Annotated in this window: 10 protein-coding genes; 4 read left to right on the top strand and 6 right to left on the bottom strand. The window is 59.6% G+C overall.

The genetic code is table 11. The features are described from left to right. Nucleotides 1-80 precede the first annotated feature (80 nt). The gene (locus PQR53_RS37580) at nt 81-1298 is read right to left on the bottom strand and encodes a tyrosine-type recombinase/integrase (RefSeq protein WP_408465461.1); all 1218 of its coding nucleotides are present in this window, start codon (nt 1296-1298) and stop codon (nt 81-83) included. 287 nt (nt 1299-1585) lie between these two features. Then, complete coding sequence (gene mnmE, locus PQR53_RS37575) at nt 1586-2980, bottom strand: tRNA uridine-5-carboxymethylaminomethyl(34) synthesis GTPase MnmE (protein ID WP_408465459.1); 1395 nt, start codon at nt 2978-2980, stop codon at nt 1586-1588. 346 nt (nt 2981-3326) lie between these two features. On the opposite strand from mnmE, the gene PQR53_RS37570 reads away from it, so the two are divergent. Then, nucleotides 3327-3800: an XRE family transcriptional regulator gene (locus PQR53_RS37570; RefSeq protein ID WP_408465457.1), complete on the top strand. Its 474-nt coding sequence runs from the start codon at nt 3327-3329 to the stop codon at nt 3798-3800. A gap of 116 nt (nt 3801-3916) precedes the next feature. Here the strand turns inward: PQR53_RS37570 and yidC are convergent, their stop codons facing one another. The 4 genes from yidC to rpmH form a co-directional block, all read right to left on the bottom strand. Then, the gene (yidC, locus tag PQR53_RS37565) at nt 3917-5575 is read right to left on the bottom strand and encodes a membrane protein insertase YidC (RefSeq protein WP_408465455.1); all 1659 of its coding nucleotides are present in this window, start codon (nt 5573-5575) and stop codon (nt 3917-3919) included. A gap of 30 nt (nt 5576-5605) precedes the next feature. Next, complete coding sequence (gene yidD, locus PQR53_RS37560) at nt 5606-5836, bottom strand: membrane protein insertion efficiency factor YidD (protein WP_081936011.1); 231 nt, start codon at nt 5834-5836, stop codon at nt 5606-5608. Nucleotides 5837-5960: 124 nt separating this feature from the next. Next, nucleotides 5961-6449 carry a ribonuclease P protein component gene (gene rnpA / locus PQR53_RS37555; protein ID WP_408465495.1) on the bottom strand — a complete coding sequence of 163 codons (489 nt, stop codon included), beginning with the start codon at nt 6447-6449 and terminating at the stop codon, nt 5961-5963. Nucleotides 6450-6474: 25 nt separating this feature from the next. Next, nucleotides 6475-6609, bottom strand: coding sequence for a 50S ribosomal protein L34 (gene rpmH / locus PQR53_RS37550; protein WP_004198824.1), 135 nt, complete (start codon nt 6607-6609; stop codon nt 6475-6477). 402 nt (nt 6610-7011) lie between these two features. Between rpmH and dnaA the strand changes: the two genes are divergently transcribed. The 3 genes from dnaA (at nt 7012) to gyrB (ending at nt 12558) form a co-directional block, all read left to right on the top strand. Continuing rightward, nucleotides 7012-8646: a chromosomal replication initiator protein DnaA gene (gene dnaA, locus PQR53_RS37545; RefSeq protein ID WP_408465453.1), complete on the top strand. Its 1635-nt coding sequence runs from the start codon at nt 7012-7014 to the stop codon at nt 8644-8646. Nucleotides 8647-8865: 219 nt separating this feature from the next. Next, nucleotides 8866-9969 carry a DNA polymerase III subunit beta gene (gene dnaN / locus PQR53_RS37540; protein WP_097390825.1) on the top strand — a complete coding sequence of 368 codons (1104 nt, stop codon included), beginning with the start codon at nt 8866-8868 and terminating at the stop codon, nt 9967-9969. Between the two features lie 114 nt (nt 9970-10083). Next, nucleotides 10084-12558 (top strand): DNA topoisomerase (ATP-hydrolyzing) subunit B, encoded by a 2475-nt coding sequence (gene gyrB, locus PQR53_RS37535; RefSeq protein ID WP_408465451.1) that lies wholly within the window; start codon nt 10084-10086, stop codon nt 12556-12558. Nucleotides 12559-13003 lie beyond the last annotated feature (445 nt).

Here is a 13003-nt window from a genome sequence, read left to right as displayed (position 1 = left end):
GCCGCGCATAGCCGATTACGCTTGTCGGCCAACGCGTGCTGGTTTATCTGCTCGAATCCGGTGGCGAGCCTCGCGAACCGTCAGAACCCGATCGCCGGCTTGCGCGCCGCGCGTTCGATCTGCGCGTCGACAAAATCCGCCCACAGTTGCAAGGTCCGACGCTGCTCTGCGGCATGCCCAGCGTGGTCGTCCCCGGCCGAGGCCTCCTTGACGGCATGTGCCAGCGCATTTTCAATCGCGTCTGAAGGCTGCCCCATCTCGCGCAAGTGGGTCGCGGCGGTGCGTCGGAAGTCATGTAAGACGAAATGCTCCACGTCGAGTCCGAGCGATTTGACGGCCTGGTTGAGCGTGCTTTTAGCGATCGGCCGATCGTCGCCCCTGACGCTCGGGAATACGAAATTCCGGCTGGCCTTCGCGTCCTGCAGCTCGCGAAGCAGAGCGACCGCCTGATGCGGGAGATACACCACATGCTCGCGATCCTTGTTCATCCGCGCGGCGGGGATCGTCCATCGTGCTGCGGCGAGCTTGAATTCCGACCACGCTGCCTCGACGATGTCCGATTTCCGTACCATCGTCAGCACGAGCAGATGTAAAGCCAATTTCAACGGACGGCGAATGTTCGATGCGTAGATCGCGTGGAGCATGGTGCCCATTTCGTCTGGAGCGAGCACGCGGGTGCGACTATCCGGCGTCGCGATGAAGCGGGCCGGGATGAGCGCTGCCGGATTGTCCGTGGCCAGTTGTCGGGCAATCAGGTACTCGTAGAGCCGCTTGACGGCGTTGCGCGTGTGCAGCGCCATTTTGGGCGAGCCACGGTTTTTGATCTGGTCGCAGATCGCGCGGATGTCGTCGGCCGTCACGGCTTTGATCGGCTTGGCGCCGATGGCCGGGAGAACGTCCTTTTCGAGCGCGCGCCGCGTGGTGCGCTGATACTCCGCCGATTTGCCGGCCATCTCCGTCGCGAGATAGAGCTCGGCTGCTTCGCGCAGTACCTCGGCCTTGCTCTCCGCTCCGCGGTCGCGGCGCGCCGTGGCCGCCGGCGAGACGCCGCTCGCGACCATCTCTGTGTATTTCTGCGCTTTGGCGCGCGCGACCCGCAGCGAAATCATCCGGTAGTCGCCGATCGTGACGAGCGGTTGGCGCTTGCCGTTCAGTGAGTAGCGGAAGCGCCAGACTTTGGTGCCGGTTGTCATGATTTCGATGACGAGGCCGTTGCCGTCCGCGACGCAATATCGGGTGGCGCGGGGTTCAAGCGCACGGATCTGCGTTTCGGTAAGCGGGGCGGCTAGTTTTGGCATGGCGGACTGTTTGATACACGGACAGCGGTGATTCTAAACCGGACAACGTCTGTGTACCAAAAGAACGGCGTAGTTTGGGTCAACAAAATGTGCCCAGTGCGCGTCATGCTGCCAGAATAGTCGGAAATCCTCGTGCGTCGCTGCGGGTCAGCAAGGTGCCATTATGGTGCCCTTAACGAAATGGTCTTGGGCAATGTGGCTGGACCTTTGCGGGCACTCTTCGGCTTCTGGGCGGGCGACAACTACGGGCAATCGGACGGCGAAAACAGGGAGTCGCCTAGCGGCGCTCACTTCCCGATACAAAACCGGCTGAAAATTACCCCGAGCAGATCATCCGAACTGAATTCCCCCGTGATCGAGTTCAGTTGATCCTGCGCGAGGCGCAGTTCCTCAGCGAAAAGATCCAATGCTTGAGCGTTCTGATCGGCATGCGCGGCAGCCGTCGCAAGATGCTCCTGAGCCGCGCGCAGCGCAATCAGATGTCGTTCGCGCGCGAGATAAACGCTTTCCGCGCCGGCCTGCCAGCCGGCAATGCGCAGCAATTCCTCGCGCAGCAACGCCACGCCATCGCCTTGTTTCGCCGACAGCCGCACTTCGCTGAGATCGAGATCGGCGTCCAGCGGGGTCACAGTCGGCGCGAGCTCGGTCAAGTCCGTCTTGTTCAGCACGCGCACCACCGGCACGCCGCTCGGGAAACGCGCCGCGATCGTTTCGTCTTCGACGTTCATGCCAGTTCGTGCATCGAGCAGATGCAGCACGACGTCCGCGCGCTCGATCTCGCTCCACGTGCGCGCAATGCCGATCTTCTCCACCTCGTCCTCGGTATCGCGCAGGCCGGCTGTGTCGATCACATGCAGCGGAATGCCTTCGATCTGGATGGTCTGCGCGACCTTGTCGCGCGTCGTGCCGGCGATCGGTGTGACGATGGCCAACTCCGCGCCGGCCAGCGCATTCAGCAACGACGACTTGCCGACGTTCGGCTGTCCCGCCAACACCACCGACAAACCCTCGCGCAGCAACGCGCCCTGACGCGCTTCGCTCAGCACGTGCGCGAGCCGCTCGCGGATTCGCGTGAGCTTGCCACGGGCGTCGGCGGCTTCGAGAAAGTCGATCTCTTCTTCCGGGAAATCGAGCGTCGCTTCGACCAGCATCCGCAGCGTGATGACCTCTTCGACCAACGCATGGATGTCGCGCGAAAACGCGCCGTCGAGCGAGCGGCCCGCCGAGCGTGCCGCAGCCTCGGTGCTGGCCTCGATCAGATCGGCGACGGCTTCCGCTTGCGCCAGATCCAGCTTGTCGTTGAGAAACGCGCGCCGCGTGAATTCGCCCGGCTCGGCCAGACGCAAACCAAACGGGCGGCCGGCGTCGATGCAACGCTGCAATACCAGTTGCAGCACGACCGGACCGCCGTGGCCTTGCAACTCGAGCACGTGTTCACCGGTGTAGGAGTGCGGCGCGGGAAAGTACAGGGCGATGCCGCGGTCGAGTGCGCTGCCGGCGTCATCAAGGAACGGGACATAACTCGCGTGACGCGGCGCCAGTGCCTGGCCGGTGAGCGCTTGCATCAACGGCAACGCGGCGGTTTCCCCGGCGCGGCCGAACGAAATTCGCACGACCCCGATTCCGCCTCGGCCGGGTGCAGTGGCAATGGCGACGATCGGATCGGAATCGGTGGCGAGCATGGGAATGAAACTATCAGAAGGGATTGAATGCGCTGGGGGCGGGCGCGAGGCATTGTAACGCGGGCACCCTTTGGCTCTGGACCCAAGCCATTCCTAACGCGGCTTGGGCTTCATAAGACAAATTGGGATTTATCTCGCACAAGCTAAGATAGCCTAAGATTCATTTGCGACTAATCGACGCGCCAGAATCGCTAAAACGCACATCACACAAGGAAAAGACAGGATTTCAGAAAATCGTGAAACACGTTATTCGGTGGCTATTTCAGGCTAAAAATAGCTTATTTGCGCAATAAAATTGCTTATATGGTTGTCCACTGATTATGCGTCGAATTGCACAATCGGGCCCATGCCGACCTCCAAAGAAAAAGCAGCTTTCGCCAAACGGTTGAAAGACTCACTCCCCAAAGACATCAAGGGTGGGACCGATTTAGCCAGGGAATTCAATCTGCTTTATAGCAGTGGCCCGGCCGTCTCACCACAAACCGCGCACAAGTGGCTCGCGGGTACGACGATACCAAAGCGCGACAAGTTGCAGGTTTTAGCCGCCTGGTTGCAGAAAGATGTTCACTGGCTGCATTACGGACCAGCGCCATCCGGCAAGGCAAAACCGCTTGCCCGTGGCGAAAAGTATCCACTCACGCCGGAAACGGTCGAGATGGTGACGCAGATGGCGAACCGGTTCGCGGGTTTGTCGCCGCGTCAGCGCAATCTGGTGGAAGAACTGATCACGGAATTTGATGGCGGCACACAACAGGAAACCGACGCCGCACCTGAAGACGCATCGACACCTAAAGATAAGGGCCGGTTGGCCGAGTCATAAAAAAAAGCCGCCCGGTGCAAACCGGGCGGCTTTCTACAGCTAGCTTCTGCTTCTGCCTCTACTTCTCAACCAGCGGGCGTTACCGCCGCCCGCCGCAAGCAAGGCAAGAGATCAAATCAGGCGGCTTTCGTCTTCGCCTGACCCATCATCCGCGTGATGTAGTACTGCTGGGCGATCGACAGCACGTTGTTCACCACGTAGTACAGCACCAGACCGGCCGGGAAGAAGAAGAACATGACCGAGAATGCGATCGGCATGAACATCATCATCTTGGCTTGAACCGGGTCCGGCGGCGTCGGGTTCAGCTTGGTCTGCAGGAACATCGAGACGGCCATCAGCACCGGCAGGATGAAGAACGGATCCTGTTGCGACAGATCGTGAATCCAGAGAATCCACGGCGCACCGCGCATTTCAACCGACGAGAGCAGCACCCAGTACAGCGAGATGAACACCGGAATCTGAATCACAACCGGCAGACAGCCGCCGAACGGATTGACCTTCTCGGTCTTGTAGAGCTCCATCAGCGCCGAATTCATCTTCTGCGGATCGCCCTTGAAGCGTTCGCGCAGCGCTTGCATACGCGGCGTGATCGCCTTCATGCGCGCCATCGACTTGTAGCTCGCGGCCGACAGCGGGAAGAACACGGCCTTGATCAGCAGCGTGAGCAGCACGATCGACCAGCCCCAGTTGCCGACATAGCTGTGGATCTTCTCGAGCAGCCAGAACAGCGGCTTGGCGATGATCGTGACCCAGCCATAGTCCTTCACCAGTTCCAGACCCGGCGCGATGCCTTCGAGCATGCGCTCTTCTTCCGGACCGGCGAACAGACGGGCGGACACGTCAACCGATTGGCCCGGGGCCAGGGTCGCCACCGGCTGCTTCACGCCGACGCGATACAGCGTCGGATCGATCTTCTCGACGTAGATGTCGCGCTTCGCACCTTGCTGCGGAATCCAGGCCGACGCGAAGTAATGCTGCACCATCGCGATCCAGCCGTTGTCGGCCGAATTGACGAAGTCTTCCTTGTTCTTGTCGATGTCGCCGAACGTCATCTTCTGGAAGTGGTGCTGGTCGGTGTAGACAGCCGGCCCGATGAACGTGTGCGAGAAGCGCGGCGTTTCCACCGGCTGGTCGTCGCGCACCAGTTCCATATAGACCGACGGCGTAACCGGCGCGGTCCCGACGTTCTCGATCTTCGTGTCGACGCCGATCACATAGCTGCCGCGCGTGAACGTATAGGTCTTGATGACCTTCACACCACCTTTCACCGGCGATTCGAAGCTGAGCTTGAACGATTTCTCGTCGCCCGTCAGGTCGGTCGGCTGGTTCGGAAGCAGCGTGTAGATGTCGTTGTGGTTCGGGAAATCGCCGCCGAGCAGACCCGTGCGCGCCACGTACGTGTGGTTCGCGGTGCGGTCGAACAGCGTGATGACCAGATCCGGCTGCTTGCCGTCGCCTTGCTTGACGAGCGACAGCTTCGACAGCGTGCCGCCGCGGGTGTCGATCTCGCCGTTATAGACGTCGGTGCTGAACTTGATCAGCTGGCCCTGGGCGGCGGCCGGCGCATTGCCCGGCGCTGCTGCGTTGGTGGCCGGCAAATCGGCGGGCTGGGTTCCCGGCGTTGTGGTTCCCGGTGCGGCGCTACCGACGGTCTTGGTCGGCGTGGCGCTCGGGAAGAACATCGACGGGCGTCCGTGGTCGCGTTGCCAGTTGTCGAACAGCATGACAGCTGACATGAAAAAGATGACCCATAGGACGGTGCGTTTGATATCCATGCGTTGTCTCAGTGTCGATGGAACGGCGCGTCAGCGCTTTTCAGAAGTGGGAGGCGGGACGAGATCGATGCCGCCCGCGGAAAACGGGTGGCAGCGGCAAATACGCCTGGCGGCGAGATAAGTTCCGCGCGCGGCGCCATGATACTGGATTGCTTCGCGCGCGTAATCAGAGCAGGAAGGGTAAAAACGGCACCGGTTGCCGAGCATGGGGCTCACAGCAACCTTGTAGAAACGCAGTAAAGCGAAGAGTACCGTTTGCATGGCTGGTGCGGCCGGACGGCGCCGCGCAACGTGGAGGACCGGGTGAGGCCCGCGCAGCAGGGCTGCCGAAGCAATTTCGGCGAACCGCGCTGCCCGTACGACCAATCGGGCGGTCACTTGAGCGTCATTCCGTCTTGGGCGCTTCCGCGGGCGGCGCCTCACGACGGGCAATTTCGCGCGCTGCCTTGTCGAGCAGCGCCTCTATCTCGCTGCGGCACAGCGCCCTCAACGGCGGCGACGAGGCGCTCGGCAAAGCCTTCTTGTCGAAGCGCGTGTGCAAACGCAGCAGCACATCCCAACCGCCGAATTCCGCGCGACGCAGCCGGAAGGCTTCACGCGCGAGTCGACGTACCAGATTACGCGTGGCCGCGCGCGGCGCATACTTCTTGCCGATCACGAGGCCCAAGCGAGCGTCATTGCCGGTGGGCCGACCGTACACCACGAAGTGCGGGGTGCGGCGCCACGGGCGCAAACGAAAAACGGATGAAAATTCATCCGTTTTTAGTAGCCTTGCGGCTTTGGGGAAGGCGGCTTGCGCTCGCAACGGAACCGAGCCCAGTTGCGGCGCCCCAGCCGTTCCCGCATCACTACCGCAGGGTTCGCTTCCCGGCACAGACGGAGCGCGCAATCCGCTAACCTTAGATGGCGAGGCGCTTGCGGCCCTTCGCGCGACGTGCGTTGATGACCTTGCGGCCACCTGCAGTCTTCATGCGAACGCGGAAGCCGTGGGTGCGCTTGCGACGGGTAACGGAAGGTTGGTAAGTACGTTTCATGTTGCTCTCACTTGATCGACTGATCGAAAAATAACCGCACGATCATCGCTGAAGCGGCAATGGCCGGAGGTTTACTGAATTGGTTTTCGCGGAACCCGCTATTTAAACCGGTTTTTCGTTGACCGTCAATAGTTTAGCCAGGTTCAGCCTGGCCCCACGGGGAGTTCGCCGGATGATCGGTCCCTGTGGATAACTCCCTTTCGCCGACGATTTGGCGTTAGAATCCTGCCTTACTTCCCAAAAATCCTGCACGCCGCTCCGGCTCGCTTGCCCCGCAAACCCTTGTGGCACAAGCGCCTGGAGCCATTGCGCCTGGTTCGGCCTGGCTGCTCAGGGCCTTGTTGCGTAAGCGCGACAGGGGCAGCGGCGAACCGCCGTGCACACCATAACGACAGCAACTCGATGAACGATTTCTGGCAACACTGTTCCGCATTGCTGGAGCGCGAGCTGACGCCCCAGCAGTACGTGACGTGGATCAAACCGTTGGCCCCGGTCGCCTTCGACGCCGCTGCGAACACGCTTAGCATCGCTGCGCCGAACCGTTTCAAGCTCGACTGGGTCAAGAGCCAGTTCTCCGGCCGCATCGCGGATATGGCCCGCGATTTCTGGCACGCCCCGGTCGATGTGCAATTTGTGTTGGACCCCAAAGCCGGCATGCGTGCGCCGGCTGCTAGTTCGTCGCCGGCGCCGGCGCGTCCGTCTTCCGCGTCTGGATCGATGAGCGGTGGCCATTCGGCTGGTTCGAATGGCGGTGCCGCAGTGGACGCGGCCGTCGGTGCCGTGCAATCGGCCCAAGCCGCGCGCACCAATGGCGCGAACAGCGCGATGGCGAATCTCAACGCGAATGCACGCGCAGCAGCCGAACACAACGCCAACGCACGCGCGGCCGCTGAAGATGCCGCCGACCTCGATCTCCCTAGCCTTGACGCGAACGAAGCCGCGGCCGCCCGCCGCACGTGGCGTCCGGGCCAAAGCGCGAGCTCGAACGGCAATGGCGAGAACGACTCGATGTACGAGCGTTCGAAGCTCAACCCCGTGCTGACCTTCGACAACTTCGTGACCGGTAAGGCCAACCAGTTGGCGCGCGCCGCGGCGATTCAGGTCGCGGACAACCCCGGCATCTCGTACAACCCGCTGTTTCTGTACGGCGGCGTGGGCTTGGGCAAGACCCACTTGATCCACGCGATCGGCAACCAGCTTCTAATGGACAAAGCCGGCGCGCGGATTCGCTACATCCACGCGGAACAGTACGTGTCCGACGTGGTGAAGGCCTACCAGCGCAAGGCGTTCGACGACTTCAAGCGCTACTACCACTCGCTCGACCTGCTGCTGATCGACGATATTCAATTTTTCTCAGGCAAGTCGCGCACACAAGAGGAATTCTTCTACGCGTTCGAGGCGCTGGTTGCGAACAAGGCGCAGGTGATCATCACCAGCGACACGTATCCGAAGGAAATCTCCGGCATCGACGATCGTCTGATCTCGCGCTTCGATTCCGGCCTGACGGTGGCGATCGAGCCGCCCGAGCTGGAAATGCGCGTCGCGATTCTGATGCGCAAGGCGCAATCGGAGTTCGTGAGCCTGAATGAAGACGTCGCGTTCTTCGTCGCCAAGCATCTGCGCTCGAACGTCCGTGAACTGGAAGGCGCGCTGCGCAAGATCCTCGCGTATTCGAAGTTCCACGGCCGCGAAATCACGATCGAAGTGACCAAAGAAGCGCTGAAAGACCTGCTGACGGTACAGAACCGGCAGATTTCGGTAGAAAACATCCAGAAGACCACGGCTGACTTCTACAGCATCAAGGTCGCGGACATGTATTCGAAGAAGCGTCCGGCGAACATCGCGCGGCCGCGGCAGATCGCGATGTATCTGGCGAAGGAGCTGACGCAGAAAAGTTTGCCGGAAATCGGCGAGTTGTTCGGGGGGCGCGATCACACCACCGTGCTGCACGCGGTGCGCAAGATTGCCGGCGAGCGCACCACGGACGCGCAGTTGAACCACGAACTGCACGTGCTGGAGCAAACGCTGAAAGGTTAAGCAGCCTGGAAGGAAATTTCGACCTGTTTATTTCGGAACTCGCCCCCATTTTAGTGGAGCGGTTCTGTTTTCAGGCACAATACAGGTTTAACCGCCCGGCGGCCGCGGGCGGAATTCACGCCGTGACAGGCGCTGCGTGGCGCCGGCGGGGAGCCGCGGGTGCGCGCTGTAAGGCTGGCAAGTCAGGCGCGCAGGCCGTCATATCAACGAAGGAACTCTATGCAACTGGTCAAGACCGAACGCGATAACCTCCTCAGGCCGCTGCAAACCGTGAGCGGCATCGTCGAACGCCGCCATACGTTGCCGATCCTCGCCAATTTGCTGATTACCAAGAACGGCCCTGAAGTGTCGTTCCTGTCGACCGACCTCGAGTTGCAGATCACCACGCGTGCCGATTTTGGCGTGGGCGGCGATTCGGTCGCGACCACGGTGGCAGCAAGAAAGCTCCTCGACATTCTGCGCGCCATGCCCGACGGTCAAGTTACGCTGACCTTGAACGACAAGCGTTTGACCGTGCAATCCGGCAAGAGCCGCTTTGCGCTGCAAACCTTGGCGGCAGACGAGTTCCCGACCGTCGCTCAAGCTAAAGACTACGGCGCGAACCTGGTGGTTCCCCAGAAAACGTTCCGCCAGTTGCTCGGCATGGTCCATTTCTCGATGGCCCAGCAGGACATCCGCTACTACCTGAACGGCATGCTGCTGGTGGTAGACGGCGACCAGCTGATGGCAGTCGCAACAGACGGCCACCGCCTCGCGTTCTCGTCGATGAAGATCGAAGGCTCGTTCGCGCGTCAGGAAGTGATCATTCCGCGCAAGACGATTCTGGAATTGCAGCGGCTGCTGGAAGACATCGACGACACGCTAAAGATCGACATCGCACCCACGCAGGTGAAGTTCACGTTCGGCCAGGTCGAACTGGTGTCGAAGCTGGTGGAAGGCAAATTCCCCGACTTCCAGCGCGTGATTCCGAAGTCGCACAAGAATCAGTTCTTGATCGGCCGTGAAGAACTGCAGCGCTCGCTGCAACGCGCCGCGATTCTGACGTCGGACAAATTCAAGGGCGTGCGCTGCATCGTCGAGCCGGGCCAGTTGAAGATCATGTCGACCAACGCCGATCAGGAAGAGGCGCAAGAAGAACTGGAAATCGCGTACGACGGCGATAGCGTCGATATCGGGTTCAACGTCACGTATCTGCTCGACGTGCTCGCGAACCTGAAGGTCGACATGTTGCAAGTGAGCCTTGGCGACGCCAGCTCCAGCGCGTTGATCACGATTCCCGAGAACGACGAATTCAAATACGTCGTGATGCCGATGCGCATCTAACGCGTCCAAAAACCAAGAACACACCAAGGGGCGCATTGCCCCTTTGGCGTTTTTATGGTGTTTTGAAAAGTCCCGAGCAGCAACCCAGCAGCAACGCAGAACCGGAAAAAATCCATGACTGAAACGAACAATTCGCAACCCGACAATAGCGGCTATGGCGCCTCGTCCATTCAGATCCTTGAAGGTCTGGAGGCTGTGCGCAAGCGTCCCGGGATGTATATCGGCGATACATCGGACGGCACCGGCCTGCATCACCTCGTGTTCGAAGTGCTCGACAACTCGATCGACGAAGCGTTGGCCGGGTGGTGTAACGACATCCAGGTCACCATCCACGCGGACAACTCGATTTCGATCACCGACAACGGCCGCGGTGTGCCGACCGGTCTCAAGATGGACGACAAGCACGATCCGAAGCGCAGTGCCGCTGAAATCGTGATGACCGAGCTGCACGCCGGCGGCAAGTTCGACCAGAACAGCTACAAGGTGTCCGGCGGCCTGCACGGCGTGGGTGTGTCGTGCGTGAACGCGCTGTCGTCGTGGCTGCGCCTAGTGGTGCGCCGTGACGGCAAGAAGCACTTCATGGAATTCCACCGTGGCGTGCCGCAGAACCGCGTGATCGAAGAGATCGACGGCGTGGCTGTGTCGCCGATGCCGGTGGTTGGCGACACCGAAAACCGCGGCACCGAAGTGCACTTCATGGCCGACGAGACGATCTTCGGCAATGTCGAATATCACTACGACATTCTGGCCAAGCGGATTCGCGAACTGTCGTTCCTGAATAACGGCGTGCGGATTCGCCTGCACGACTTGCGCAGCGGCAAGGAAGAAGATTTCGCGTTTGTGGGCGGTGTGAAGGGTTTTGTTGAGTACATCAACAAGAACAAGGCCGTCCTGCACCCGAACATTTTCCACGTCGCCGGCGAGAAGGACGGCATTGCCGTCGAAGTTGCGATGCAGTGGAACGACAGCTACAACGAAAACGTGCTGTGCTTCACGAACAACATTCCGCAGCGCGACGGCGGCTCGCACTTGACCGGTTTGCGTGCGGCGATGACGCGCGTGTTGAACAAGTACATCACCGATCACGATGTCGCGAAGAAAGCGAAGGTTGAGACGGCTGGTGACGACATGCGTGAAGGGTTGTCGTGCGTGCTGTCGGTGAAGGTGCCAGAGCCGAAGTTCAGCGCGCAGACCAAGGACAAGCTGGTGTCGTCGGAAGTGCGCGCGCCGGTGGAGGATGTGGTCGCGAAGGCGCTCGAAGAGTTTCTGCTTGAGACGCCGAATGACGCGAAGATTATTTGCGGCAAGATTGTTGATGCGGCGCGGGCGCGGGATGCGGCTCGGAAGGCGCGTGAGATGACGCGGCGGAAGGGTGTGCTGGATGGCGTGGGTTTGCCGGGCAAGCTGGCGGATTGCCAGGAGAAGGACCCGGCGAAGTCTGAGATTTATATCGTCGAGGGTGACTCGGCAGGCGGCTCGGCGAAGCAGGGGCGGGATCGGAAGTTTCAGGCGATTTTGCCGCTGCGCGGCAAGGTGCTCAACGTGGAGAAGGCAAGGTATGACAAGCTGCTTTCTTCGGAGCAGATTGTGACGCTGATTACTGCGCTGGGTTGCGGGATCGGCAAGGAAGACTACAACCTCGACAAGCTGCGTTATCACCGAATCATCATCATGACCGATGCTGACGTGGACGGCGCGCACATCCGCACGCTGCTGCTGACGTTCTTCTATCGTCAGATGCCGGACATGATCGAGCGTGGGTATATCTATATCGCGCAGCCGCCGCTGTTCAAGATCAAGGCGGGTAAGGATGAGCGGTATCTGAAGGATGAGGCTGAGGTTAATGCTCACATTCTGAAGCTGGCTTTGCAGGGGTCGGAGTTGTTGGCTTCGGAAGGGGCTACGCCTATCACTGGTGATGCGCTTGGGGAGTTGGCTCGGGCTTATTTGTTGGCTCAAGCTGTGGTTAACCGTCTGAGCCGGTTGTATGACGCTGGGGCGCTTGAGGCTGTGATGGATGGGGTTGTGATTGACCTGTCTAGCGAGGAAGCGGCTGAGGGTTCGGCTAAGGCGCTTGAGGCTAAGTTGCGGGATGATCCGCTGAAGCCTGAGGTTAAGGTCACCACGATGTATGACCCGGTGAGGGAACTGCGCTCGCTGCGCGTCGCGCGGACTCATCACGGCAATCAGAAGATTTCTGTGCTGGATCAGGATTTTCAGCTCACCGCTGATTACCAACAGCTGATCAATACCGCTAATACGTTTAAGGGGTTGATTGGGACTGGGGCGGTGATCAAGCGTGGTGAGCGGAGTATGGCCGTTACCGACTTCAAGAGCGCTATGAAGTGGTTGCTGGCTGATGCTGAACGCAATATCTCGAAGCAGCGCTATAAGGGTCTCGGTGAGATGAATCCTGGGCAGCTTTGGGAGACGACGATGGATCCGACCGTGCGTCGCTTGCTTCGTGTGCAGATTGAGGATGCTATTGCGGCTGATGGCATCTTTACGACGCTCATGGGGGATGATGTGGAGCCGCGTCGGGCGTTTATTGAGTCGAATGCGTTGAGGGCGGGGAATATTGACGTTTGAGGCTGTAGGTTGTCAGAGTTCGTGAAAACATTCTCACTGAGATGAAAATTATTTCTCAGTGTTTATGAAAATTTAGGTCAGTGTTATAGCCCGGTCGACGTCCTGCGTCAGCCGGGCTATTTTATTTTTCGACACCGAAATCCACGCGACTAAATAACAGGAAACATTAAATGCAATAAATATTGCACATTGCACTAGTGAAAACGAATTGCGCCCCGAAGAGTCAATTTTCCCATCATTTCAAGCGGTTAGAGATTCAATTGGCGCCGGTCGATTTGTGATGAAAAAATACTCCAATAGTTATTGTCCGTGCGCCGGTAATCAATAAAATAACGTCTTCATTGAAAAAAGATGCTAATTTTAAGCAGGGTCAAGCATGCCCGTCGATTTTGAGGGGCAATGAAAAAAGGAGAGATGATGTAAAAACGGAGCAAAGCCCCCTATT

Source organism: Paraburkholderia fungorum, from assembly GCF_046027605.1.
In the GTDB taxonomy this organism is placed as follows: Bacteria; Pseudomonadota; Gammaproteobacteria; order Burkholderiales; family Burkholderiaceae; genus Paraburkholderia; species Paraburkholderia fungorum_F.
Note: the sequence above shows the minus strand (reverse complement) of the source record. Positions and strands in the feature narration are given on the sequence as shown.

What these genes read in the sequence shown, in the direction of transcription:
- dnaN (WP_097390825.1), top strand. Translation starts at nt 8,866, where the DNA reads ATGCAACTGGTCAAGACCGAACGCGATAACCTCCTCAGGCCGCTGCAA.
- dnaA (WP_408465453.1), top strand. Translation starts at nt 7,012, where the DNA reads ATGAACGATTTCTGGCAACACTGTTCCGCATTGCTGGAGCGCGAGCTG.
- mnmE (WP_408465459.1), bottom strand. Translation starts at nt 2,980, where the DNA reads ATGCTCGCCACCGATTCCGATCCGATCGTCGCCATTGCCACTGCACCC.
- PQR53_RS37570 (WP_408465457.1), top strand. Translation starts at nt 3,327, where the DNA reads ATGCCGACCTCCAAAGAAAAAGCAGCTTTCGCCAAACGGTTGAAAGAC.
- gyrB (WP_408465451.1), top strand. Translation starts at nt 10,084, where the DNA reads ATGACTGAAACGAACAATTCGCAACCCGACAATAGCGGCTATGGCGCC.
- PQR53_RS37580 (WP_408465461.1), bottom strand. Translation starts at nt 1,298, where the DNA reads ATGCCAAAACTAGCCGCCCCGCTTACCGAAACGCAGATCCGTGCGCTT.
- yidC (WP_408465455.1), bottom strand. Translation starts at nt 5,575, where the DNA reads ATGGATATCAAACGCACCGTCCTATGGGTCATCTTTTTCATGTCAGCT.
- rpmH (WP_004198824.1), bottom strand. Translation starts at nt 6,609, where the DNA reads ATGAAACGTACTTACCAACCTTCCGTTACCCGTCGCAAGCGCACCCAC.
- yidD (WP_081936011.1), bottom strand. Translation starts at nt 5,836, where the DNA reads ATGCAAACGGTACTCTTCGCTTTACTGCGTTTCTACAAGGTTGCTGTG.